This window comes from Gelidibacter sp. (genome assembly GCF_035515035.1).
Lineage (GTDB): Bacteria > Bacteroidota > Bacteroidia > Flavobacteriales > Flavobacteriaceae > Gelidibacter.
The window spans coordinates 16,052-41,409 of sequence record NZ_DATJCA010000086.1 but is presented as its reverse complement, the minus strand read 5'-3'; the positions used below and the strand labels follow the sequence as shown (position 1 = coordinate 41,409).

The window sequence follows — 25,358 nt, the reverse complement described above, 5'->3', positions numbered from 1 at the left end:
CGACCAATAATTAAAAAATTTTTAAATGAATATTTTAGACCAAATAGTTAATGATAAACGAAAGGAAGTGGATTTAAGACGATCACTCATTCCTACGTCACAATTGGAACAATCGGTTTTGTTTGAAAGAGATACGGTATCACTAACGGAACGATTGAAAAACAGCGCCACAGGCATCATAGCTGAACATAAACGTCGTTCGCCTTCGAAGTCTATCATAAATCAAAACCTAAATGTGTTTGACGTAGCAAATGGTTATGAATCGGCTGGAGTTTGTGGAATGTCAGTTCTAACCGATGGAAAATATTTTGGAGGCTCCCTGGACGATTTACTTTTGGCAAGAGCCAGCTGTAATTTGCCTTTGTTAAGAAAGGAATTTATCATCCATACGTACCAAATCCTGGAAGCCAAAGCGTATGGCGCAGACGTCATACTGCTCATCGCGTCCATTTTATCAAACATAGAAATTAAGAGATTTTCAGAATTGGCAAAAAGCCTCAACCTCGAAGTGCTTCTGGAAATCCATAATGAGGAAGAATTACATAAATCAGTGATGCCAAGTTTGGATATGATAGGCGTTAACAATAGAAATTTAAAAACCTTTGAGGTCAGTTTGGAGACGAGCAAGCATTTAAGCTCGTTAATTCCAGATGATTTTATAAAAATATCAGAAAGTGGTATCAGCAACGTGGAAGCTATAAAGGAATTACAACCCTACGGTTACCAAGGTTTTTTAATAGGAGAAAACTTTATGAAAACGGCCAATGCGGGCAAAAGTGCAAAGTCATTTATCAAAAATCTGATTTAAAAAACTAAAATGAGCACCAAAAACTTCAGTCATAAGCCAAATCAAACTCCCTCTCTTTCGAAGAGGGATGGGGTGAGGATTAAAGTCTGCGGTATGAAATACACCGAAAACATCAGTGATATTGCGAGGCTTCAACCTGATTATCTCGGATTTATATTCTATGAAAAATCGGCACGATATTTCAATGGCACGATTCCAGAATTACCATCAGATGTTAAAAAGGTCGGTGTTTTTGTGAACGCCACGGTTGAGGACATTATCGACAAGATTGAAAAACATAGTTTGGACTTCGTACAATTGCATGGGGAGGAATCGCCGGAGTTTTGTGAAAAACTAAAAAGTCAACTTTTAAAAGTAGATCAGGATGAAAATGTTGATAAGGATAAAAATCTAGAGATTCCTGCCTACGCAGGAATTTTGAAAGTGTTCTCAATCAAAGACCATTTCAATTTTGATGAATTAGAACCTTACGAATCGGTGTGCGATTACTTTTTGTTTGATACCAAAGGTAAGTTACCAGGTGGCAACGGATATACCTTTAATTGGGAAGTTTTAAAAGATTACCCTTCCACCAAGCCTTATTTTTTAAGCGGTGGGATTGGTTTGGAGGAAGTTATTAACGTAGCAGAATTCCTGCGTAGGCAGGAATCCCAGTATTGCCATGCTATAGACGTCAACAGCAAATTCGAAATTGAACCTGGATTAAAGGATTCGGAAAAATTGGAAGTATTTATAAAAGAAATTAATTGATTTAACCAGACCTGGCATTTAAAACCTGTCAGGTCTTTTAAACACGAGATTCCCGCTTTCGCGGGAATGAAGAATATGACATACAACATCAACGAAAAAGGGTATTACGGCGAATTTGGCGGCGCATACATTCCAGAAATGCTCTATCCCAATGTGGAAGAATTACGTCAAAACTATCTGAAAGTTATGGCAGAACCTGAATTCCAGGAAGAATTCAATGCGCTACTTAAAGATTATGTGGGACGCCCTTCCCCACTCTATTTCGCAAAGCGATTGAGTGAAAAGTACAACACCAAAATTTATTTAAAACGGGAAGATCTCAACCATACCGGCGCCCACAAAATCAACAACACTATTGGTCAGATCTTGATGGCGAAACGCCTCGGGAAAAACCGCATCATTGCAGAAACTGGAGCGGGTCAACATGGCGTGGCCACAGCAACCGTATGTGCGCTTATGGGCTTGGAATGCATTGTCTATATGGGCGAGATTGACATTGCACGCCAGGCACCCAACGTGGCACGGATGAAAATGTTGGGCGCTACCGTCGTTCCTGCACTTTCTGGAAGTCGCACCTTAAAAGATGCCACCAATGAGGCCATTCGCGATTGGATCAACAATCCGGTGGACACCCATTATATTATTGGCAGTGTGGTTGGTCCGCATCCATATCCGGATATGGTAGCGCGTTTTCAAGCTATTGTTTCCGAAGAAATCCAATGGCAACTCAAAGAAAAAGAAGGCACAACAAAACCCAATTATGTGGTGGCCTGTGTTGGTGGCGGCAGTAATGCTGCAGGCGCTTTTTATCAGTTCTTGGACGATACGGAGGTCAAACTTATTGCTGTGGAAGCTGCCGGTAAAGGGGTGCATTCTGGAGAAAGTGCTGCCACCTCAATCTTAGGTAAGGAAGGCATCATCCACGGCAGTAAAACACTGCTCATGCAAACACCAGACGGACAGATCACGGAACCTTACAGTATTTCCGCAGGATTGGATTATCCTGGTGTAGGGCCAATGCACGCCCATTTATACAAAAGTGGGCGTGCAGAATTCATCGCCATTACAGATGATGATGCCATGACCGCGGGACTGGAACTGTGTAAAATGGAAGGGATCATTCCTGCCATTGAAAGTTCTCATGCTCTGGCGGTTTTTGAACACAAAAAGTTTCAACCTGATGACCTCGTTGTGGTTAGTCTTTCTGGACGTGGCGATAAGGATTTGGAGACTTATATAAAACATTTTAACTTGTAATATTATGGCGTTACCCTAAAGGGTCAGGCTGTCGGCAGTCGCTCTCTTCGAGGAGCTCCGACAATGCCTCCATCCTTAACGCAAATTCGGCATATCAATTAAAAATTGATATTTATATTTTATTGATTAAAATTAAATTCCTTACCTTTTTTTATGGGAAGGTGGATTCAGTTTCAGTTGAGAAACTGAAGACGGAAGGGTTTCTATAAAACAAATAAACCCCTCAACTTCATCCCGTTTTCCGGAGATGAATGCCTCCTTTTTAAGGAGCAGAATTAAAAGTTTAAATAACGAAATGAGATTCCTGCATCCGCAGGAATATGGTTTAACTAATAAGATTCCCGCTTTCGCGGGAAGTGAACATGAACAGAATCAATCAGAAATTACAAGAAAACAGTAACGAAAAGTTACTTTCAATCTACTTTACTGCCGGCTACCCCAACCTTAACGATACAGTCAGTATCATTCAGGATCTGGAGAAAAACGGCGTCGGAATGATAGAAATCGGGTTGCCATTTAGCGATCCTCTAGCCGATGGCCCCACCATTCAGGCGAGTTCGACCCAAGCTTTAAAAAACGGGATGACTACAGAGGTGCTTTTTGATCAGCTTAAGGACATCCGGAAAACCGTCAACATTCCGTTGGTCATCATGGGATATTTCAACCCGATCTTGCAATATGGTGTGGAAGCATTTTGCAAGAAATGCCAGGAAATTGGTATTGACGGCCTCATCATTCCTGATTTGCCCGTGGACGTTTATAATGATCAATACAAAACCATCTTTGAAAAGTATGACATCATCAATGTCTTCTTGATTACCCCGCAGACCTCTGAGGAGCGCATCCGGTTTATTGACTCCATTTCAAAAGGTTTCATCTATATGGTCAGTAGTGCCAGCGTTACCGGAAGCAGTTCTGACTTTGGAGATGTCCAAACAAATTATTTCAAACGCATTGCCAACATGAAACTCAAAAATCCACAAGTGATTGGGTTTGGTATTTCAGACCATACTTCCTTTATGCAAGCCACAACTGATGCTAGAGGCGCTATTATCGGAAGTGCGTTTATCAAACATTTAAATTCTGAAGGCACGGGTAAAATCCATAGATTTATTGGTGACATTTTAGAAGCCTAAGATTTGTACACTTAAACTTTAAGATAATCTTAATACAGTTTCCGTTCTGTTTTTCTTATCTTATGGTTCACTTAAAAAGTAGAAATCATGGGAATAATAAAGGACAATAAAAAGTTTAAAACGACAAAGGAACAAACCAATCCTACCAATCCGACAGGTAACACTAAATTGGATACGAATCAATTTGACATCGATAAGAAGACCATAAAAGATCAGAAATCGAAAAAATGATTCGGTGCTATATATTAAAAAGGAACCTATTCTTATCTTTAACGAATAGGTTTCTTTTTGGTTGATAACCCTCACAAATAATCCATATTAGTATGAAAAAACACTTTAACCTCATCGTAATTGCTCTGCTTGCCTTAGGAATCTCCTGTAAGGAACAAGCAGAAACCAAACCCCCACTGCAAGAGAATACTGCCACATCTGAAAAATATGAAGAGCATTGCTATTTGTACGCCCAAAACAAAGACACCATTGCACTCATGTTAACACAGAGCAAAAACCTTGTGATAGGTGAAATGTTCTACAATTTTTATGAAAAGGACGGCAGCTTCGGTTCCTTTGAAGGCATCGTAAAAGGCGATACCATTTTTGGAGACTACGATTTCGAATCGGAAGGCACAACGTCAAAGCGTGAGCTTATTTTTCTTAAAAAAGGAAACACCCTACTTCAAGGTTATGGTGATGTGGAAGTAGATGAGAATAATACAACCGTATTTAAAAAGAATGCAAGAATTACCTTTGATGAAAAGTTTCCTTTAACCGTTGTAGATTGTGATCAACTAAATTTTTAATATGCCCTTAAACATTGTATTGATGGAGCCTGAAATCCCAAATAACACAGGAAATATTGGCAGGTTGGCTTTAGCCTCCGGAGCCCATTTGCATTTGGTCAAACCTTTCGGATTCGAGATTACAGATGCGCGCCTTAAACGCGCCGGATTGGATTATTGGCCGCATGTCAACATCACCACATATGACAGTGCCAGTGCGTTTTTTGAAGAACATCAAGGTGCGAAAATGGCGTTTTTATCAAGTCATGGCGATAAGGACTATTGGGACATCCCTTTTGAGGATGATTTGTTCTTGATTTTTGGGAAGGAATCCTTGGGCCTGTCTAAGGATATTTTGGAAAGACATCAGGAACATTTATACAAAATCCCTTTATTTAGTGAACACGTACGCAGTTTAAACCTTGCCAATGCTGTAGCCATTGTCGCTTATGAAGGCATAAAAGCCTTGAAGTAAAACCTTTTAAAATGAAGTTATGTATTTAGAATACTTCAACCACCAACCACATTAAATGACACCATGGAAGACATTGAAAACATCGAATTAAAATATTTACACCTGGATGATTATCAGGAATTAAAAGAAGCAATGATTGCCTCTTACACCACCATGCCCGATGCATTTTGGCAAGAACATCAAATTAAAAAACTCACTGAAGAGTTTCCAGAAGGCCAAGTGGTCATTAAGATCAATGATCAAATTGCAGGTTGTGCCTTGAGCATTATTGTAGATTACGAACAATTTGATGACAATCATACCTATAAGGATATCACCGGAAACTACACATTTGATACCCATACCAACGAGGGGGACGTGATTTACGGCATTGATGTGTTTATCAAACCGGAATTCAGGGGCCTGCGATTGGGCCGTCGACTTTATGACTACCGAAAGGAACTATGCGAGCGCTTAAACTTAAGAGGTTTAGCCTTTGGAGGACGCATCCCTAACTACCATAAATTTGCAGACACTTTATCGCCTAAAGAATATATCGACAAGGTAAGACGTAAAGAGATCCATGATCCGGTACTTAATTTTCAAATCTCCAATGATTTTCACCCCACCCGTATTTTAAAGAATTACCTTGAAGGTGATGCCTCCTCCCAAGATTATGCGGTTTTGTTGGAATGGAGCAATATCTACTACGAGAAAAAATCGAAGAAAGCCACGACCATCAAGAAGGTGGTCCGACTCGGATTGGTGCAATGGCAAATGCGATTGTATAAGGATATGGACGAAATGATGCAACAAGCCGAATTCTTTATCGATTCCGTCTCCGGCTATCGCAGTGATTTTGCCTTGTTTCCAGAGTTTTTCAATGCCCCCTTAATGGCAGAAAACAATCATTTATCCACCCCTGAAGCCATCAGGGAATTGGCAAAACACACAGCAGAAATGGTGCAGCGTTTTTCCAAACTTGCTATTTCCTACAATATCAATATCATCACCGGGAGCATGCCAGAGGTTGTGGATAATATCCTCTATAATGTGGGGTATTTATGTAGACGTGATGGCAGCACAGAACGTTTTGAAAAACTACATATCACGCCAGACGAAGCCAAGATTTGGGGCATGGTTGGCGGTAACAAACTCCAAGCCTTTGATACCGATTGTGGTAAAATAGGCATCCTGATTTGTTATGACGTCGAGTTTCCTGAACTGAGCCGTATCTTGGCAGATGAAGGCATGGACATCCTATTTGTGCCATTTTTGACCGATACCCAGAATGGGTTTTCCCGTGTGCGCCATTGTGCACAGGCAAGAGCTATTGAAAACGAATGTTATGTTGCCATTGCGGGCAGTGTGGGCAATTTGCCGAATGTTGAAAATATGGACATTCAATATGCGCAATCGGCGGTGTTTACACCGTGCGATTTTGCATTCCCAACCAACGGGGTTAAAGCAGAAGCCACACAAAACGCTGAAATGATCCTCATCGCCGATGTGGACATTGATCTTTTAAGAGAGCTGAACCAATTTGGAAGCGTCAGAAACTTAAAAGACAGAAGATTAGATTTATTTGAATTAAAAAAGAAGTAATTATGAAATATCACATGGTAATCAACAGTGTTAAGAATGTTGAAGAATTAAAAGACGCATGGACTAATGCCGATTATATTGAACTTTTAGATCGTTTCGGATTTCCGGATGGTGACAAATCCAAACCTGAAGATCTTGAGGAATTGCTCTTTATGGCTATTTCCGATTTTGAAGGTCCTGAAGCCGCAGCCATCCTCTTGGATTATAAATTATCTGATCATTTAACCGAAGGTCAAATTGAACAAATGTCACACGACATGGTACTCGATAAAATATCTGAAGAATACAGTGACATTAGTTTGCATCATCAGCTTTTCAATATCAATCAATTCCTGTTTAAAGCGTATAACGGAACCTTCCCATCTGCGAAAGCAACTATTGTCGAATTTGAAATCACGCCTAACAAGGAGGTGTCCAAAGAAGTGATATTAAAAGTTCTGGACAAGACCTTGGCGAACAATAATATCATCAAACGTTTATATTCTGAACAATTGGCAGGAAATGAAGCCTTTGAGGCAGCTGAAGATATTGTGTGGGAATTAAAGCCTACTGGCGATAATTCTTATATCATGACCACGTCTGAATATTGGATCAGTAGGGATGAGTTTACAGAGGCGGAATTTGATTCTGAGATTACGGTTTTTGAGGAGGAGGAAGATTGAGAATAAGACCGCTGTGCTGTTAGATGTTAGATGTTAGAGGTTAGAATCAAGAATCAAGACAAGATTCGTTAAATATTAAAGTTCCGGATTTTTATTTTAAATCCGGAGCTTTTGTTTTGTTTCCGAATGAACTATTAAGACTCGTGTTGAAAAGAATGAAAACAAAAGTATTTTTTTATCGCGATGTTTGAATTCGTGAAATTTCTGAATCCGTAAAAATGCGTGAAATTAGTGTCTAATATCTATTCCGAATGGAAGCTATGACACAGAGTTACGCAAAGATTTCAATAATTTCAACAAAGGGCAATTCACCATAATAGGCAAGCTCTCTATTTTATTATTAGGACAATTTCGAATTCGTGCAATTTTAGAATCCGTGTAATCCGTAATCCAGATAGCCATCGGGCCGTGTCTCAAAAAAACAAGACAATTAGTGATTCAAAAAGTTAAAAACGCGCATTAAATCCTCTCGATACACTATATTTAGCCATTCTCATAAAACCAAAAAGCATCCAAATTACCCCTATAATGAAACACCTTTTTTTTAGTATTTTTTTGATTGCGATTACCCTCAATTCTTCCCAAGCACAAACTGCCTTAAAAGAAAGTTCAAAATCACCCTTAACCATTGGAGAAATAGTTTCCATCGATTCTAAAATTCTATCGGAAAATAGAACGCTCAACATTTACCTGCCTGAGGGTTTTAAAACTTCGGACACTTTAAAATATCCGGTAATCTATGTATTGGACGGGAGCATGAATGAAGATTTCATGCATATTGTGGGCTTGGTTCAGTTTTTTAATTTACAGATGAACATGCCAAAAACGATTGTGGTTGGCATCGCCAATATCGATCGGAAGCGGGATTTCACCTTCCCTACCATCGATAGAAAGTTAAAGATGGATTATCCAACTACTGGCGCTTCGAGAAAATTCATCGACTTTTTAGAAAAGGAAGTCCAACCCTATATCAACGCCAATTATCCAACAACAAATCAAAGAATGCTCATTGGGCAGTCGTTGGGAGGTTTGCTTGCCACAGAAATACTCTTCAAAAAACCCTTGCTTTTCACGGAGTATATTATTGTAAGTCCTAGTCTGTGGTGGGATAATGAATCGCTTCTTAAAGATGCCAAAATGTTCTTGGGTGCGCATTCAAAGATGCCAGCAAATGTTTATGTAGCGGTAGGTTCTGAAGGGGAAATTATGGAACGTGAGGCCAAAATGCTAGCCGAACTTTTAAAGGACTCTGGAAAGCCAAATCTTAAATTGGAGTTTCTATTTTTACCCAAGGAGAATCATGCCACTATTTTACATCAAAGTGTGAATGACGTTTTCAAATTGATGTATCCTTATAAAGAAAATTGACCGTTTGTCCAATTCCATTGCTTTTTGAGGTGATTATTTAGAAATCTTTCTATTTTAGCACCAACCTCAACAAAACCTACAATTATGAATTGGTATTTAGACACTTTCAAAAACAAATATGCCGACTTTAGCGGACGTGCAAGACGAACGGAATATTGGATGTTTATGGCTTTTCACTTTCCATTCATCTTTATTTTATCTTTCCTATCCGGATTTATGGGAGAACTTGGGTTCGGAATTGTTCCTTCAATTCTCTTAATTGTTTATGTCTTGCTAACTTTTATCCCAACTATGGCGATAACCATCAGAAGATTACATGACACAGGAAAAAGTGGTTGGTATTATCTATTCTCGGTAATTCCGTATATCGGGTGGATCATCGTTTTGATCTTCACAGTTCAAGATAGTGAACCGATGCCGAACAAATGGGGACCGAATCCTAAACGTCCAAATTTAGATGAGATCAATGAGATTGGAAAACCTGTGGAATTTTAGCGTTTTTTAGCCAACATATTCAGATACATCCGCTCCACTTTGGTGCGTGCCCATGGGGTACGTCTTAAAAACTTCAAACTAGATTTGACTGATGGATCTTCATTAAAACACTTGATTTTAATCACCGTGCCCATATATTCCCATCCGTAATGCGCCACCAAATCATTTAAGATCTGTTCGAGTTTTATACCATGAAGAGGATTGTTGGGTTGCATATTTGAAAGGGTTTCTTGTTTCTTGTTTCAGGTTTCCTGTTGACAATGAAACGCTGAAAAGGTTGATATTACTGATAATCGCTGATTTGCTTAACATGCTAAATTAAAAAATCTGCAAACAATTCTTCTGGAATTTGCAATTTAGTTTTTTACCTGCTATCGGAAGGAAACGAATCTCGTCTTTGGTTTTTGCAAATTAACTCTGAGAGAAAACAACCTTAGTCCTTGACCATCGCCAATATCTTGACCGCTTTCTCAAAATGATCCAGCCTGTGCGCCATGATCCACCAAGTGGCAGCTTCCATTAACAATTCAGGAGTTTCGTTTTTATTGGCGAAAAACGCATAAAAAGATAACCCTACATTCGGACCTTTCGCAGCAATTTTCGCTTCACAAACCGCAATTATTTTATCTTTTAAGGATTGACTAAGCATTATAAAGAGTTTCTCGTTTCTTTTTATCTGTCAAACTTATAGAGTTGAAGTTTTCGACTTCGTCTTCAGTTTCAGTTTCAACTTCCTGCCCGTTCCACAGGCAGGTAATTTTAATTTCGTCTCGTTCTATTTCTATTTCTGCCAGAACCAGTTCCAGAACTTGAGCTCTTTGCGCTTGTTTTAGGTGTAGTTGATTTTCTCTGTTGTGGTCTCCCGCTTCGCCCTTGCCCTTGTTTGATAGGTTCAGTAGATGCATTAGGATCGGGTTCAAAACCTTCAACAATTTCCACAGGAATACGTTCCCCAATCAGTTTTTGAATATCCTGAAGGTAGCTTGTTTCATCAGCACTAACTAAAGAAATCGCCAATCCGCTAGCTCCTGCCCTTCCTGTTCTACCTATCCGGTGCACATAATCTTCAGCAATATTAGGCAGTTCAAAATTGACCACATGCGGCAATAACGGAATATCCAGTCCGCGTGCTGCAATATCAGTGGCTACCAGTACACGTACAGAACCTCTTTTAAATCCGTCCAACGCTTTGGTTCTTGCGCCTTGGCTTTTATTGCCATGGATGGCCATGGCGGTAATGTTACTACTGGTCAATTTCTTGGTCAGTTTGTTGGCGCCGTGCTTAGTTCGTGTAAAAACCAAAACTTGCTCCCAATTACCGTCAGAAATCAATTTCACCAACAAATCGGGTTTTAAACCTTTGGCAACACGATAGACTTGTTGGTCAATGGCATCCACCGTCGTGTTTTCCGGAGTGGCTTCCACCAATACGGGGTGGTTAAGGATATCATTGGCAAGCGCTTTAATATCTTTTGAAAACGTTGCCGAAAACAATAGGTTTTGGCGTTTTGCCGGCATCACTGCCATGATTTTTTTGATATCGCGTAAAAAGCCCATATCCAGCATACGGTCCGCTTCATCCAATACGAGAATCTCAACATTGGCGAGCGACAATAAGCGTTGGTTATGTAAATCCAATAACCGTCCTGGAGTGGCGACAAGCACATCAACACCATTGCGAAGTGTTGCCACTTGTGGATTTTGATTCACACCACCAAAAATAACGGTGCTTCTAATATCTAAATAAGTACTGTATTGTTTCACGTTTTGGTACACCTGAGCCGCCAATTCGCGGGTTGGTGTCAATACCAAAGCCCGTACGGGGCGTTGGCGCAAAGGTTGTCCTTGAGACAACAATTGTAGTAATGGCAGTGTAAAACCTGCTGTTTTTCCAGTACCCGTTTGTGCCGATGCTAGAACATCTTTACCTTCTAATATTAACGGGATGGCTTTTTGCTGAATTGGTGAAGGCGTTGTATAGCCTTGTTTGCTGACTGCTTTGAGTAAAGCATCAGATAATCCTAATGAATTGAATGACATAAATTGTGTTTACGAAGCAAGCACTATTAATTTAGGTCACTCCTTTAAATTTTGTGCAAAGGTACGTCTAAATTGATCGTTATTACATCATGTATGCCATTTTTTTGCAAAACCGACGCCACAGAAACCATCAAAACCACCCACTCCACAAGCGTTAACGAAGTTTTGACCCCATCTCGAAAACTTACTATAGAAGCAGCTTTTTGTCGTATTTTGTCTGGTTTTGTCTGCTTTTGTCGTGTATTGTCTGCTTTTGTCTGGTTGGAGGCGTTTTTCAGGAGGTTTCTCCCAGTTTTGTTCGACACTTGTTCGAGTGAGCTTCGGTAAAATGGGGTTTTGCAGGAGGATTGTCGAAGGATTGTCGAAGGAAGGTGCAAGGAAGTCAAGAGAAATTGCCTTTTTAAGACCAAAAAAACGTGGTTCTCCTATAGGAAATATAACGGAAAACGAAGCCAATAAAATAATGCACATTGCCTTGCTTATTGGTAAAAACGTTTTGATGGCGAATGACGTTCCTGAAAAGATGGGGAAAGTCAACGAAAACGAGAACCGATCAAAAAATCTCAATCAATGCGGAAAGTCGCGCAGAAGACGACACCTTATTTAATGGACTTTCAGCAGGTGGAACGGTTGAAGTGCCCATTGCCGAAAGTCCTTGGGGTTCCTATTTTGGTATGTTTAGAGATAAATTTGGTATGGAGTGGATGGTAGATTATGACCAAAAATGAAATAAAAAGCCCCAATTTGATTTCCCTGAAAGAAACACTTTAAACACTCCTTTTGGACCGTTGTTTTCTCTAAATTGCGTAAATTACTTAACGGCAAATTGAAATACAGGTTAAAACATTATGGCAGACACCTACGACGCTTATTCTCCTGATATCCTTGGTAACGGGTTTGAACAAATGACCTTAAACTTCACTGATGATTATGAAGGCAGAGTCATCGCAACATTAATTCGCAAGCAACCTTTAACCCCATCCGCTAAAGCTATATTATACATCCACGGGTTTAGTGATTACTTCTTTCAGGATCAAATGGCCAATCAATTCAATAAAGAGGGGTATGCATTTTATGCCTTGGACTTAAGAAAGTACGGCCGGTCATACCTCAGCCATCAAAAGATAAATAATGTGCGTTCGCTATTAGAGTATGATGAAGACATCAATGCCGCTTTACAAATTATTAAAACAGAAAAGCATAATCAAGTGATCTTAATGGGGCATTCTACGGGTGGCCTCATCATAACCTATTATGCGGCAAGGCATTTAAATAGCAATTTATTCCACGGAATCATCTGCAACAGCCCCTTTTACGAATTTAATCTCAGTGCCTTCGAAAGAAAGATAGGAATTCCGATACTTTCTTTTTTAAGTAAGTATTTTCCCGATAAATTGATCTCAGGTGGCTTTTCAAGATTCTATGGCTATAGTCTCCACCGTGAGAAATATGGGGAATGGGACTATAATCTAGCCTGGAAACCTCATGACCTACCAAAAGTGACGCTGAGTTTTATCGATGCCATCCATAAGGCGCATAAGAAAATACAGAACAACCTGAGATTGGATGTGCCCGCCTTGGTACTTTATAGCCATCAAACCATCAATGATAAAAAATGGTCTGGAAACTTCATGGCGGGAGATGCCGTCTTGAATGTTGAACACATCCACCAATTTGCAAGTCAACTCCAAGGGGACATCACCACTTGCGAAATTGAGAATGGCATGCACGATTTGGTGCTCTCAAAAGAACCCGTAAGAGAACAGGTTTATAAAATAATATTTGAATGGCTTAAGGCGAATTTTAGATAAGAAACCTGAGGGCAATAGAACTATAAAAAAATGACAGAATTTTGGGAGGAAGCCTTTAAAAAAAATCAGGAAATGTGGGGTTTTGAACCCGCGATATCCACTATTTTGGTAAAGGATTTCTTTCTTGCGCATAAGGTAAAAAACGTCCTTATCCCGGGCATTGGTTATGGACGAAATGCGCAACTTTTCAGGGATAATGGCATGACCGTAACAGGTATTGAAATTTCTAAAACCGCCATTGATTTAGCCCATAAGCATTTTGGAACCGACTTGTATATTCACCACGGCTCGGTAACCGAAATGCCCTTTGACAAACAGCTCTATGATGGCATCTATTGTTACGCTTTAATTCACCTCCTGAATAAAAAAGAGCGGGAAAAACTGATCCGAGACTGCTTTAGCCAACTTTCTGAGAACGGGTTTATGGTGTTTACGACGGTCAGCAAAGAAGCACCACTTTATGGCCAAGGAACCTGCATTGATCAAGACCGGTTTGAATTATTTGGCGGCGTAAAGATGTTCTTTTACGATAAGGACTCCATAAAAGAAGAATTTGGTAACGCAGGTATTTTTGAAATTCTAGAGGTGATGGACATCTATCCCTTTTATCTTATAAAATGTCAGAAAAGAGCATAACAATCGCATTTCAAAATGCTGTTTTGGAAATGGATTATCGCTGTTGCTGGTATTTTCCACCAGCAACTTCACCTCCTAAAATCACCATAAATCATTAAATCACTTACACTCGCCCTCGCTACTCAATTCTAAAACAAGAGTATAGGCATAAAAGCCGTCCCACAGATTATTTTCTTTAGGAATCGTACCGATTATATATTTTAATTATCTTTAAAAATCCTACGGGAGGCTTTAAAAAATCGTCATGAACAAAAAACTGACCATATTATTCCTTGTTATTTTTCAAATTGGTGCTGCCCAGCACTACGATACGGTCGTGATGGACACGCAAAATATTGACGCTACTAACGAGGTGTACTTAGTGGGAAACGCCTATATTTTTGACTACGAAATCATCAAAGATGGCAAAGTGTCGAAGCTCAAAAGCAATAAAGGCATGTATGAGAGTGCCGAATTTGAATTGGTGCCTTTAGCTACTGCTGATATTGAAGTGGACAAAATCCGTTTGGTGGTACAACAGGTTTCTGACGCAGAAAGAACCAACGAAGGACAAACGGAGATCTCCTATATTCAAGATCCGCTGGCCACGGGCATGAGTTTGACTGGATTGGTAGATAACTCACACAATATTTGGCTCCGCCCTATCCGAACTGGGTTTTTCAATGCCCTGCAAACCGCGCCGTTTCCATTCGTAAAAAAACCTTTGAAAGTGGGCGCAGAATGGTCAGATAAAATGGCCATTGGAAAAAACTGGGGCAATGCGCTTTGGGGAACCTGGGAAGACCCTTTACTACTCTCCCACCATTACAAAGTAAGCAAAATGGAAAAGGTTAAAACAGTTTTTGGAACCTTAGATTGTTTTGTCATTGAAAGCTTTGCCACCTCTGATATTGGCACGACCAAATTGACAAGTTATTTTTCCAACCTCTACGGTTTTGTGCGTCTGGAATATGAACTTCTCAACGGACTAAAGGTCAACTTTTGGTTAGTAGATTTAAAAAGAGGTTAAAAACTCTACTTAAAAAAGCTTCAGTTTTCAAAAAATAAAGTGGAAACCACAATTAGATGAACTACGGTAAGTTAGGTTGTTTCCAACTATTTATTTTAGTTTCTAAATTTATTTTTCTTCACTATAGTTGTCCAGTAAACAAAATTCATCAAACAGGAGACTATCCCAATTGTAAAACACCCTACCACCATAAGGCTATTTTAGCATGGATTCCTTATTAAGCCTATTGATCGCACATGTAAACGCACCAAAGACATCTATATCTCTCCAACAAAAAAAGTTTTCCGGTAAAAGGTTTAGAACTCCTTGGCAACCATAAAATTCAAAAGACCTATCGATCAAAAATAGTCATATCAAGAAAAGAAGCACCTCAAACCTTACCTGGGAATCCAATGAAATAAAAGCATAGATAGTCAATTGACCTAATTTCCAAATAACGGTTATAATGTACCAACTATCATCAAAATACGACCATCTACACATTAAAGACACAAAACAACGTTTTAATGACTATATTTATGACGTATTTCTTACAAAACGTTAAAGGGAAATACTATGAATTACAGATTTTAACCCTAAATTTATTATTAACCATGAAAAAATTTAAAATTTTAGCCATTTTATTGGTTGCTTTAGTAACGTTTAACTGTAGCAAGGATGACGATAGTCCCGCCCCAGAACTAACTACCCATCAACTATTAATGTCCGGGAAATGGTATGTTAGTTCAGCTACCCACGCGACCTTAGACAGCTGTCAAAGGGAGAGTTTTTATGACTTTACACATCCAGAAACTGTAATCGCTGAAGGTTTCAGTACAGGTGAATTCGGTAAATGTGAATCACACTATCTTCTGGTTGCTAAATATGTACTCATAGATGATGATCAAAATATACGATTACATATCGATGAAGACGAACTGATACTTTCAATTGAATTTATCTCGGAATCAAAATTAGTACTACAACAGGATGATACTTTCACAAGTTTTGTAAAGAAAAATTAAATTCTTGTCTTCAAAATTACTAATTTAAAGCCGAAGTTTATGACTTCGGCTTTTTTCGCCCCAGAGATGTTTAACACTGACAACTATACCCAATAGAATGAAGATTCACCATAGTAGCACATCCTATAGATACTATATTTAAACTTGATAAAACAAAAAACTGCCCAGCAGTAAAACATACTGTAACTATAAGCCTATTTTTGCACAGATTCCTTCTTAAACGTACTCATACTACCTTGAAATTAAAAAAGAACACTGCAAATGTCCAAACTTGAAATAATACTTGAAAACAACGATTATATAGTGGTCAATAAAACAGCTGGACTTATCAGTGAAAAAAGCCCTTACGAGAATAATACAGTTGAAGATCAAGTGTTAAATCACTTATTAAAGAAGAAACCAAAGCCTTACGTTGGCGTTATCCATCGATTGGATCGGGTAACCAGTGGCGTATTGGTATTTGCCAAGAAGAAAAGTGTTCTTGTGAAATTCAACGAGCTTTTCAGCAGTCGAAAAGTTCAAAAAACCTATTTGGCCATTGTTAAAAACAAACCTTTAAAGGATAAGGACAATTTGACTGATTTTCTGGTCAAAAACACGCTCGAAAAAAGAGCGGATATCGTCAATTCAAAAACAAAGGAGTCACAAAGCTGTATGCTTTCTTATGAGGTCATCGGCAAAAACAACTTCGGCTATCTGTTAGAAGTAAAGCCTAAAACCGGTCGTTTTCATCAAATAAGAGCGCAATTGTCACATAGAGGTCTGCCGATTATTGGAGATAATAAATATGGTTCAGACCAAAGCTATTATCCTTTATCTATCTGTCTCCATGCTTGGAAATTAAGCTATCAAACTTCAGGATCCAAAGAACTCATTACCCTCGAAGCACCACCGCCAAACAACGCTTTCTGGAAATTCATGTCACTCTCACCTGAGTAGGAAATAGAAAAGTGACTTTCAAAAAGAAGTCATCAACTCCAACGTTCTTCTTTCCAACTAATCTGACGTTTAAAAGCATAAAAAAACTTATTACCTTTCTAGCTTTCATTAAATTCAACCACTAATGTTTAGAACTGTTTATTGTCTAGGTTTTTATCTCATGCTTACCCTTATCTGTTCCTGTAGTTCAAAAAACGAACAGTCTTTAAGAGTTTTACAGTTTAATATTTGGCAAGAAGGCACCATTGTTCCGGGTGGGTTTAATGCCATTATTGAGGAAGTCATTCGTACTGATGCCGATCTAATAGCTTTAAGTGAAGTCAGAAATTACGATGAGAAAAGCCTTGCGGAACGTTTGGTAAACGCCTTGGCAGAACGTGGCCATACCTATTATTCGGAGCGAAGCGAAGATTCTGGAATCCTTTCGCGGTATCCAATCCTTTCCCAAACAGCGGTGTACCCTTTAAAGAACGACCAAGGTTCTGTAACAAAAGCAATTATAAAGATTAATAACAAGGCGATCGCATTTTATAGTGCCCATTTAGATTACCGCCATTGTAGCCTTTATTTACCACGCGGATATCATAGCTCTACGTGGGAAAAGTTAGAACATATCGTCACGGATTCCTTAACTATTGCAACAGATAATTTAGCCTCAAGGCGCGATGAAGCCATTAACGCCTTAATTAAGGACGCCATGAATGAAAACGCGCTTGGACGCTTGGTGATTTTTGGTGGAGATCTTAACGAACCTTCTTTTTTGGACTGGACGGAAGACACCAAAGACCTCTATGACCATAACGGGGTCGTGATGCGATGGCCCAATACGTTGGCGCTGGACAAAGCAGGCTTTATTGATACCTATCGTGAAATATATCCTAATCCCTTAACCCATCCTGGGTTTACATTTCCAGCCGATACCCGTTTGGTGCCGATCAAGAAACTGGCGTGGGCGCCTGATGCTGACGATAGAGATCGAATTGATTATGTCTTTTATCTGCCATCTGATAAACTAAAACTTATGGATGCCAGAGTCATTGGTCCCAAAGGTTCTATCGTTCGGAATAAACGCCAATTGGAAACTTCAAAAGATCCGATTGAATCGCCCGATGGGATTTGGCCTACGGATCATAAAAACGTGCTGGCTGTTTTTAAGATTACAAATTGACCCTTTTTAATCCGCTTTTGATTTTATATTGCAACTAATAAAGAACTGACGATAGAGCTGTGCCGTCAAAACCAATTATCCGCAAAAAAGCACCAACCATACATGAAAAATGGCCATCCACACATTAAAAGGTCATAAGAAGGCTTTAATGTGTATTTTTATAGTGGATTTCTTACAAGAAAAAGGTGTAAGAATGATTGTTAAAACAATTTAACCCTAAATCATTATTAATTATGAAACAATTTAAAATTTTAACACTTGTATTGGTGGCCATGATCACTTTCAACTGTAGCAGTGACGACGACAGCCCAGCGCCACAACCCACTGCCCACGAACTTTTAATGTCTGGAAAATGGTTTATTATTTCCACTACAGGTGTCACCATGGACGATTGTATGAAAATGTCTTATTTTCACTTTACAACTCAAGACACCCTGACCACTGAAGCGTTTAAAACAGGTGAAGATGGTAAATGTCAATCTGATGGAACATCAATTGTTAAATACACGCTTATAGAAAATGATAAGAAACTGCGGATGGATTTGGGCGATGGAGATGATCTGATCATGTCCATTGAATCAATTTCAGCAGCAAAATTAATATTGAAAAGCCAAGATCTTACGACAACTTTGGAAAAGAAAAGCTAAACTCTTGTTCATCAGTCCTCACTACATAACCGAAGCTCATAACTTCGGTTTTTTTATTGCCGGGTTAATTGTCAACAAAAAAATTAAATAAATCCAACGACCGTTTCCAAAATTGATGTAAAACAGCTCCATTCGCCTATTTATTTCCTAAATTAGGGGTCGAAAAACACCACGTAACGCTCAGACCCTTACAGAAACATCATCATGACACAAAACAACTTCTCTTTTTTAATCGCTCTTTTTATAGCGACCTTTATTTTCTCGACAACTAGCTACAGTCAGACTTATGGCCAAAATGGCATGGTCGTTTCTGATAATGCGGTCGCATCACAAGTTGGCACGGACATTTTAAAAAAAGGAGGCAATGCCATTGATGCCTCTATTGCCACAGCTTTTGCACTTGCCGTAACACATCCGCAAGCTGGAAATATTGGTGGTGGTGGATTCATCGTCTATGCGGATGCCACGGGCAAATCTACAACCATTGATTTTAGAGAAAAAGCACCACTGTTGGCTACGCCTGATATGTTTTTAGACAGTTCCGGAAACCTCATTAAAGGCAGCAATCATGAAGGTTTAAAATCTGTTGGTGTACCCGGAACCGTTGCCGGTTTATATTTAGCCCATCAAAAATATGGTGCTTTACCATGGAAAGATCTGGTGCAACCCTCTGTGGATTTAGCCGAAAAAGGCGTGGTACTTTCTTACACCTTGGCTGAACATGCTAAAAATTTCAATGCGAGTTCAAGTACGACCCCTCAATTTTTAAAAGACTACTATAAAAAACCAAACGGGGAACTGGTCAAATTTGGTGAATTATGGATCCAAAAAGCATTAGCCGAAACCTTAAAACTAATTCGAGACAAAGGTAAAGATGGTTTTTATAAAGGTGCCGTAGCTCAAGAAATTGCTGCGTTTATGAAAGCGAATGGTGGGATCATCACCGTTGAAGATTTGAATAAATACGAAGCGGTAGAACGTGAAGCCATCACAGGAACCTACAAAGACTATGGTATTGTATCCATGCCACCACCTAGCTCTGGAGGCGTTGCAATAATTGAGATGCTAAACATTATGGAGCAAGCCAATTTAGATTCCATCCCATTCAATTCTACTCAATATGTGCACTTGGTTGCCGAAGCCATGCGACGTGCTTTTGCCGACCGAGCGGAATATCTTGGTGATCCCGATTTTAATTTAGAGATGCCACTGGACCGATTGACTTCAAAAGAATTTGCAAAAATGCGTTATGAGAATATCGATATGAACAGAGCATCTGTGAGCGATTCACTAAAATTTGGACAACTTTATGATGGTCCAAATACGACGCATTTATCGGTGGTGGATAAAGCAGGAAATGCCGTATCCTTAACTTATACGATTGAACAATCTTATGGATCAGGATTGGGTTCATCAAAGCTCGGATTCATTTTCAACAATGAAATGGGCGACTTTAATCCGCAACCTGGATATACCGATACTGGCTGGTTGATTGGCACGAATCCGAATATCATTCAACCCGAAAAACGGATGTTGAGCAGTATGAGCCCAACCATTGTCACCAAAAACGGAAAACCTTATCTAGTGATCGGCAGTCCAGGTGGCAGAACCATTATCAATACGGTGTTTCAAACCATTTTAAACGTCATCGCTTATGACATGCCGATTGAAAAAGCTATTGAAGCGATGAAAATCCACCATCAGTGGTTTCCTGATCAAATCACCTTTGAAAAAGACTTAATGTCGCCAGACACGCAATTAAATCTGATACAAATGGGCCATACACTTAAAGGCACAAACAACCTAGGTCGCTTGATGGGTATTTTGATTCCTACGGATGGCGAGGTTTATATTGGCGCAGCGGATTCATCGAGTCCAGATGGCGGTGCAGTTGGGTATTAATGAGTTTTTCATTACTGCCGAAGGCATGATGCTCTTTGGGTAATTGATATTGCATCTTAAGATGGAACCCTTATAACATTGATTTTACTGATTTTACTGAGTCGATAGCTTCATGAATTAAACAAACTTCCTTTTAAACAGTAAGAGGTCCTTTGTGCTACTTTGTACCTCCTTTGTGGAACTCGGTGTAATGCTATTTCAAAAGAAAGTGTTTTGTCAATTATATATGGTAAGTACTAACAATTTCACCCAAAGCCGTAACTTTTACAAAGTAAAAACTACTGATAAGTAATCAACCAAACCAAAATGTCATGAAAAAATCCATCTGTATTTTCTTTTGCCTCGCCCTTTTCATCTCTTCCTACGCACAAACCGACAAACGTCTTAAAGGTCTTGACAAAGATCTCAACACTATACTAGAAGTTACGAAAGCACCTGGTTTTGCTGTAGCCGTAGTGGATGGCGACAAAATTATTTACTCAAAGGGCTTTGGTTACAGCGATTATGAGAATAAAATACCTGTAGATGCCAATACGCTTTTTGCCATTGGTTCAGCCACTAAAGCATTTACCTCAGCCATCTTAGGGCAATTAAGATCGGAAGACAAATTATCTTTTGATGACAGCCCCTTAAAACACATTCCCGAATTAAAGTTCTATAATGACAATTTAAACAATCACGTCATCATCAAAGACTTGATGCGTCATAGCACAGGCTTGCCACGTCATGATCTAAGCTGGTATTTGTTTCCATCGGCAGATAAGGACAGCCTCATTGCTCGGATTGCCCATCAAGAACCTTTTACGGGTATCCGAGAGGAATGGCATTACAATAATTTTATGTTTCTGGCACAAGGGGTCATTGCAGAAAAGATTACCGGGCAATCGTGGGAAGAGAATATCAAGACGCGGTTTTTTGAACCTTTGGGCATGTCGCGCTCAAAAACCGCATTGAGCGAATTGCAAAAAACCGACAACGCGGCCTTTGGTTATGAACTCAAGAAAGATGACAAAATCAGTAAAATGGATTATTACGATATATCTGGCATGAGTCCGGCCGGGAGCATTTACAGCAGTGCCAACGACATGGCAAAATGGCTAAATATGTGGATCAATAAAGGGAAACATCACGACCAAGAGATTTTATCTGAAGCCTATATTAATGAAGCAATGAGTTCTCAAATGGTAATGACTGCCGCTTTACCTGAAGAAGAAAACCCCGATTTATTTTTCGCCAATTATGGATATGGCTGGATGACCATGGCCTACAGAGGACATTATCGGGTAGAACATGGCGGTAATATTGATGGCTTTTCAGCAAGTGCCGCTTTTTTTCCAAGTGACAAATTAGGGATCGTGGTCTTGGCAAATCAAAATGGCTCTTCAGTGCCTAACCTTGTGAGAAATACCATTGCCGATAGACTTTTGGGCGGTAAAACCACAGATTGGATCAAACGTTTTGTTGAAAAACAGGAAAATGCAAAAAAGATGGAAACCGAACTGAAACAGGAAGGCAGTGAAACCACTCAAATTAAAAACACAAGACCCTCTCATGTGATGCAAGATTATACGGGCAGTTATGAAAATGCGGGGTATGGCAGTTTTAATATTGCAATTGTAAACGATTCCTTATTTGCTAATTTCAAACGCAAAAAACTGTATTTAAAACATTACCATTATGATGTTTTTGAACCTTATGAAGTGACCAAAACCGGCATTGACACCACCAACTCAGGCACCATGCGCTTAAATTTTGCAATTGGTGATGGTGGAAATATCATTCAAGTTGCCTTAAAGGTAGAAGCAGCACTTGATCCTATTGTGTTTAAACGTACGCCAAACATAATAGACGTCAGTACTGCCGATTTAGAAATGTATGTGGGCGATTACAATTTGATGGGCAGCACTTTAAAAATCTATATTAAAAACGAGACGGTACTTTACCTCTTTGTTCCCGGGCAACCAGAATATGAACTGATGCCAACAGAAAAACATAAGTTTTCATTAAAAGTTGCCGACGGCTTTAAAATCGAGTTTTTTGAAACTGACAACGTTATTACGGACATGAACTTGATTCAGCCAAATGGGACGTTTAAGGCAAAGAAAGAATAATATGAAAATACAAAAGCTATGGATGGCAGTTTAAGTCATTTCAAAGCCACCTTGCAGAGACGTAAAGAAAGGAAAGATAAAAACACCGGAAAGTTCGGGAAAACACCTTTCCAGTCTAATTACAATTCTGTATCCCTATACATTTTTCCTAAAGTTTCGGTAATGGAAATGGAAGTGTTAAAAAAAAACATTGGTAAAAATATCAAACGGCAGCAACATAAAGAGACGGTTATCCGCTCAGGGATTTTTATAGTCCTTTGTAGTAGCGTTTGGATCCTTATCCATACTTATCTTTTGTAGATACACTTTTAGCAGTGTTCTAAAAAACAAATTCCTTTGTGCTGAAATCTAAACTAACTGAATTTATCTGGCTATCCATGGTAAATGGGTTAATCTAAACAACACGAGGTCTATTTACTGAAATGCTCCTTCAACTTCTCCATCGGATTTGTAGCTCTGTTGATGTAGGCATGGGAAAAGCTACTGGCAATTAGAACAAGGGCAGCACCACCCGCCACATAAGCAATGGTGAGTTCCTGCTCATAATTGGTATAGGCAATGGCGATGAGTGCCCAGGCACCAACCAAAGCGAATTCGCGCATGTTCCGACTCCAAGTGACAATCAAATTAATGATTAAGGCCACAATGATCATAAAAATCGTCCATGCTTCTTCTGACATTCCAAAGCCACCCCACTCTATTTTGATTAAATAAGAGGACACATTGGCAATACTTGCTACGGTAACCCATCCACTATAAAACACGAAGGGCCACCATAAAAATGCAATCACAGAAATTGGCGCATCCCACAATTCCATGTCATTGTTCAGGACAATTTTTAATAGAGAAAATAATAACAAAAAGATGAACACACAGGAAAGCCCCGTATATCCGTAAAGCCATAAAATCACCCACGCAGAATTCGCCACACAGGAAATGACAAACCACCACCCGATTTTTAGAACAAACTCATCATCCCTCACTTTTACAAATAAGCTTCTCCCCTGATAAATAATGAAACCAATGAGTAATAAGTATATAAATCCCCAGATGGCAAAAGCATAGCCTGCCGGAGTAAAAAATGAATGTAAATCACGCGAAACCTCACCAATAGTCATGTTATTTATGGCTCCGGTATTAGAAAGATAATTGATGATTATGGTGGAAACGAGCGCAAGGCCATTGCTAATTTGTAAAACTTTTTTCATAAGAATGTTCTGCAGGATTCTGAGATGTTAAATTAAAATCAACTCTTTAACCAAAGATTGAATCTACGAAATAAACCGTAATAAATTAACACATTCAGTTGAGGTTTTAACTCAAATAAACTCCCGGTATTGCAGCACTCTAAAATCGAAGGTATTAAAATGGGGGTTTTTGGCTTTAAGATGTTGGTACAATGGCATCCTACTGATGGAAATATTGGCAGCACCAGAACCCGAAGTGAGGGAGACCGTCTTGATGGTTCTGCTCTTAGGCTTTGTCGTATCTAGTTGAGATAATTTGTTGAGTGGTGTTGAAAGGTTTGACTCTTCAAGCGGTCTCAAGCCGGCAGGGAGTTCAAATTTATGGATTCGAGGCACCTCATCAGATACCACTTCCAATTTCAATCCATAAGTTTTCAATTGTTTTCTAAAGAAATACTCCGGGCCATTTTTACTGTTGCCACCCGTAAACAATAAGGTGTCAATATTGGGATATTCTTGAAGATATCCTATAAGGTTGCGGAGGTGGATGTTTGTCATGCCCAAATCGGAGGCGTTGATCTTTTCGCGTTCGGCACTTTCAACAATATCACAAATCCCAATTTTGTGTGCTGTTAGAAAATCTTTCCGTTGGATAACGGCCTCTTCAGAATTGTCAAACCTCAAATTAAGATCGTATATTTTGTCAATAAAAAGCCAAAGGGAATTAAAATAGCTCCCATAGCAAAAATCGACATCCTTTTCCATTAGCTCGCCTATTGAAAAACGTGGTGGCGGTAGGGTTCCTACAATTAGTTTTGTGGTATCCTTTTTAATAAATGGCGGATATGGATGCTGATGAAAAAACATTTACAGCCCACTATTCAATTTCTCAACTTCAAGGATGGTCGCTTTATAGATACGCTGGTTCATTTTTGTCATATTTTGCATTTCCACTTGGAGCTCCTTCAAAATAGCTTTCGCGTCGTTGACTTTATCATTGCGCATTAATAATTTTGCAAAGGCCACACGTTCATTATAGTTAGAATAGGGCCTGTCAATAAGCTTCAATAGCGTTTCCGCCTCGTCTGTTCTTCCCTTTTCTGCTAAGGCCATCCCATAAAGAAATGGAATCTCTGACTTTTCAAACTCTTTGTGACTTTTCAATCCTTCACTATGTCCAATAACCTGATCAAAATCCTTGATATTATAATACGCTTTGATCAAATGCTCGTTTACAAAAAAGTCATTTTGGGCCTTGTCTTCCAGGGCAATATTATAGTGCTCAATGGCCTTTAAATATTCGTTTGCCTCAAGATAGGCGTCGGCGAGATTGACCCTATTGAGGTAGGTTTCGGCAAAGTCGAGCTTTTGTTCCAAAGCTTTTAGTTTACTGGAAGGATTGATTTTCTTTTTTATGTTGTCCTGTATTTTCTCAGGATTGTTTTTTGTAGAAACTTGGGTAACCAAATACGCAAGACAGCCAACCAATGGTAAAAAAACAATGGCAAAAATCCAATAGAACGATTTTCTATTCTTGAATAGATGATAGATACAAAAAGCTTGAAAAGCAATAATAAAATAAAAATACAT

29 protein-coding genes are annotated in these 25,358 nt (G+C 39.2%); 22 read left to right on the top strand and 7 right to left on the bottom strand.

Annotated elements, in window-relative coordinates:
* Positions 1-25: 25 nt before the first annotated feature.
* The 11 genes from trpC to VLZ86_RS06585 all read left to right on the top strand — a co-directional run bounded on the left by trpC (position 26) and on the right by VLZ86_RS06585 (position 9,314).
* Entirely contained in the window at positions 26-808 is a 783-nt protein-coding gene (trpC, locus tag VLZ86_RS06635) for an indole-3-glycerol phosphate synthase TrpC (RefSeq protein WP_325449850.1), read from the top strand.
* 93 nt (positions 809-901) lie between these two features.
* On the top strand, positions 902-1,558 hold the full coding sequence (locus VLZ86_RS06630; RefSeq protein WP_325449849.1) for a phosphoribosylanthranilate isomerase: 657 nt from the start codon (positions 902-904) through the stop codon (positions 1,556-1,558).
* Positions 1,559-1,633: 75 nt separating this feature from the next.
* Positions 1,634-2,815: a tryptophan synthase subunit beta gene (gene trpB, locus VLZ86_RS06625; protein ID WP_325449848.1), complete on the top strand. Its 1,182-nt coding sequence runs from the start codon at positions 1,634-1,636 to the stop codon at positions 2,813-2,815.
* A gap of 362 nt (positions 2,816-3,177) precedes the next feature.
* Complete coding sequence (gene trpA / locus VLZ86_RS06620) at positions 3,178-3,951, top strand: tryptophan synthase subunit alpha (RefSeq protein WP_325449847.1); 774 nt, start codon at positions 3,178-3,180, stop codon at positions 3,949-3,951.
* 87 nt (positions 3,952-4,038) lie between these two features.
* Positions 4,039-4,182, top strand: coding sequence for a hypothetical protein (locus VLZ86_RS06615; protein ID WP_325449846.1), 144 nt, complete (start codon positions 4,039-4,041; stop codon positions 4,180-4,182).
* Between the two features lie 92 nt (positions 4,183-4,274).
* Positions 4,275-4,751, top strand: a complete 477-nt coding sequence (locus tag VLZ86_RS06610) for a hypothetical protein (protein WP_325449845.1) — start codon at positions 4,275-4,277, stop codon at positions 4,749-4,751.
* 1 nt (position 4,752) lies between these two features.
* Positions 4,753-5,205 carry a tRNA (cytidine(34)-2'-O)-methyltransferase gene (locus VLZ86_RS06605; protein ID WP_325449844.1) on the top strand — a complete coding sequence of 151 codons (453 nt, stop codon included), beginning with the start codon at positions 4,753-4,755 and terminating at the stop codon, positions 5,203-5,205.
* Positions 5,206-5,268: 63 nt separating this feature from the next.
* Complete coding sequence (locus VLZ86_RS06600) at positions 5,269-6,789, top strand: carbon-nitrogen hydrolase family protein (RefSeq protein WP_325449843.1); 1,521 nt, start codon at positions 5,269-5,271, stop codon at positions 6,787-6,789.
* A 2-nt stretch (positions 6,790-6,791) separates the two neighbouring features.
* Positions 6,792-7,451, top strand: a complete 660-nt coding sequence (locus tag VLZ86_RS06595) for a hypothetical protein (protein ID WP_325449842.1) — start codon at positions 6,792-6,794, stop codon at positions 7,449-7,451.
* A 528-nt stretch (positions 7,452-7,979) separates the two neighbouring features.
* Entirely contained in the window at positions 7,980-8,819 is an 840-nt protein-coding gene (locus VLZ86_RS06590; RefSeq protein WP_325449841.1) for an alpha/beta hydrolase, read from the top strand.
* Positions 8,820-8,903: 84 nt separating this feature from the next.
* Positions 8,904-9,314 carry a DUF805 domain-containing protein gene (locus VLZ86_RS06585; RefSeq protein ID WP_325449840.1) on the top strand — a complete coding sequence of 137 codons (411 nt, stop codon included), beginning with the start codon at positions 8,904-8,906 and terminating at the stop codon, positions 9,312-9,314.
* On the opposite strand, the gene VLZ86_RS06580 is transcribed toward VLZ86_RS06585, so the two are convergent.
* From VLZ86_RS06580 to VLZ86_RS06565, 4 genes are all read right to left on the bottom strand, one after another.
* Positions 9,311-9,529 carry a VF530 family protein gene (locus VLZ86_RS06580; RefSeq protein ID WP_325449839.1) on the bottom strand — a complete coding sequence of 73 codons (219 nt, stop codon included), beginning with the start codon at positions 9,527-9,529 and terminating at the stop codon, positions 9,311-9,313. The two genes, VLZ86_RS06585 and VLZ86_RS06580, sit on opposite strands and share 4 nt — an antisense overlap.
* Before the next feature lie 218 nt (positions 9,530-9,747).
* A complete protein-coding gene (locus VLZ86_RS06575) occupies positions 9,748-9,963 on the bottom strand; it encodes a DUF6500 family protein (RefSeq protein WP_325449838.1) in 216 nt (71 codons plus the stop codon).
* Between the two features lie 110 nt (positions 9,964-10,073).
* Positions 10,074-11,354: a DEAD/DEAH box helicase gene (locus VLZ86_RS06570; RefSeq protein ID WP_325449837.1), complete on the bottom strand. Its 1,281-nt coding sequence runs from the start codon at positions 11,352-11,354 to the stop codon at positions 10,074-10,076.
* Between the two features lie 87 nt (positions 11,355-11,441).
* On the bottom strand, positions 11,442-11,825 hold the full coding sequence (locus VLZ86_RS06565; RefSeq protein WP_325449836.1) for a hypothetical protein: 384 nt from the start codon (positions 11,823-11,825) through the stop codon (positions 11,442-11,444).
* Positions 11,826-11,860: 35 nt separating this feature from the next.
* Between VLZ86_RS06565 and VLZ86_RS06560 the strand changes: the two genes are divergently transcribed.
* From VLZ86_RS06560 to VLZ86_RS06510, 11 genes are all read left to right on the top strand, one after another.
* Positions 11,861-12,082, top strand: coding sequence for a hypothetical protein (locus tag VLZ86_RS06560; RefSeq protein WP_325449835.1), 222 nt, complete (start codon positions 11,861-11,863; stop codon positions 12,080-12,082).
* A gap of 120 nt (positions 12,083-12,202) precedes the next feature.
* Positions 12,203-13,165: an alpha/beta hydrolase gene (locus VLZ86_RS06555; RefSeq protein ID WP_325449834.1), complete on the top strand. Its 963-nt coding sequence runs from the start codon at positions 12,203-12,205 to the stop codon at positions 13,163-13,165.
* A 30-nt stretch (positions 13,166-13,195) separates the two neighbouring features.
* The gene (locus VLZ86_RS06550) at positions 13,196-13,801 is read left to right on the top strand and encodes a class I SAM-dependent methyltransferase (protein WP_325449833.1); all 606 of its coding nucleotides are present in this window, start codon (positions 13,196-13,198) and stop codon (positions 13,799-13,801) included.
* 244 nt (positions 13,802-14,045) lie between these two features.
* Entirely contained in the window at positions 14,046-14,810 is a 765-nt protein-coding gene (locus tag VLZ86_RS06545) for a hypothetical protein (protein ID WP_325449832.1), read from the top strand.
* 518 nt (positions 14,811-15,328) lie between these two features.
* Positions 15,329-15,814: a hypothetical protein gene (locus VLZ86_RS06540; RefSeq protein ID WP_325449831.1), complete on the top strand. Its 486-nt coding sequence runs from the start codon at positions 15,329-15,331 to the stop codon at positions 15,812-15,814.
* A 261-nt stretch (positions 15,815-16,075) separates the two neighbouring features.
* The gene (locus VLZ86_RS06535) at positions 16,076-16,753 is read left to right on the top strand and encodes an RNA pseudouridine synthase (protein WP_325449830.1); all 678 of its coding nucleotides are present in this window, start codon (positions 16,076-16,078) and stop codon (positions 16,751-16,753) included.
* Positions 16,754-16,877: 124 nt separating this feature from the next.
* Complete coding sequence (locus VLZ86_RS06530) at positions 16,878-17,921, top strand: endonuclease/exonuclease/phosphatase family protein (RefSeq protein ID WP_325449829.1); 1,044 nt, start codon at positions 16,878-16,880, stop codon at positions 17,919-17,921.
* 233 nt (positions 17,922-18,154) lie between these two features.
* A complete protein-coding gene (locus VLZ86_RS06525) occupies positions 18,155-18,568 on the top strand; it encodes a lipocalin family protein (protein ID WP_325449828.1) in 414 nt (137 codons plus the stop codon).
* Positions 18,569-18,772: 204 nt separating this feature from the next.
* The gene (gene ggt, locus VLZ86_RS06520; RefSeq protein ID WP_325449827.1) at positions 18,773-20,470 is read left to right on the top strand and encodes a gamma-glutamyltransferase; all 1,698 of its coding nucleotides are present in this window, start codon (positions 18,773-18,775) and stop codon (positions 20,468-20,470) included.
* Positions 20,471-20,781: 311 nt separating this feature from the next.
* Complete coding sequence (locus VLZ86_RS06515) at positions 20,782-22,581, top strand: serine hydrolase (RefSeq protein ID WP_325449826.1); 1,800 nt, start codon at positions 20,782-20,784, stop codon at positions 22,579-22,581.
* Between the two features lie 18 nt (positions 22,582-22,599).
* Complete coding sequence (locus VLZ86_RS06510) at positions 22,600-22,881, top strand: hypothetical protein (RefSeq protein ID WP_325449825.1); 282 nt, start codon at positions 22,600-22,602, stop codon at positions 22,879-22,881.
* Positions 22,882-22,991: 110 nt separating this feature from the next.
* On the opposite strand, the gene VLZ86_RS06505 is transcribed toward VLZ86_RS06510, so the two are convergent.
* From VLZ86_RS06505 to VLZ86_RS06495, 3 genes are all read right to left on the bottom strand, one after another.
* Positions 22,992-23,789, bottom strand: coding sequence for a tryptophan-rich sensory protein (locus VLZ86_RS06505; protein WP_325449824.1), 798 nt, complete (start codon positions 23,787-23,789; stop codon positions 22,992-22,994).
* A 111-nt stretch (positions 23,790-23,900) separates the two neighbouring features.
* Positions 23,901-24,635: a uracil-DNA glycosylase family protein gene (locus VLZ86_RS06500; protein WP_325449823.1), complete on the bottom strand. Its 735-nt coding sequence runs from the start codon at positions 24,633-24,635 to the stop codon at positions 23,901-23,903.
* A complete protein-coding gene (locus VLZ86_RS06495; protein ID WP_325449822.1) occupies positions 24,636-25,358 on the bottom strand; it encodes a hypothetical protein in 723 nt (240 codons plus the stop codon).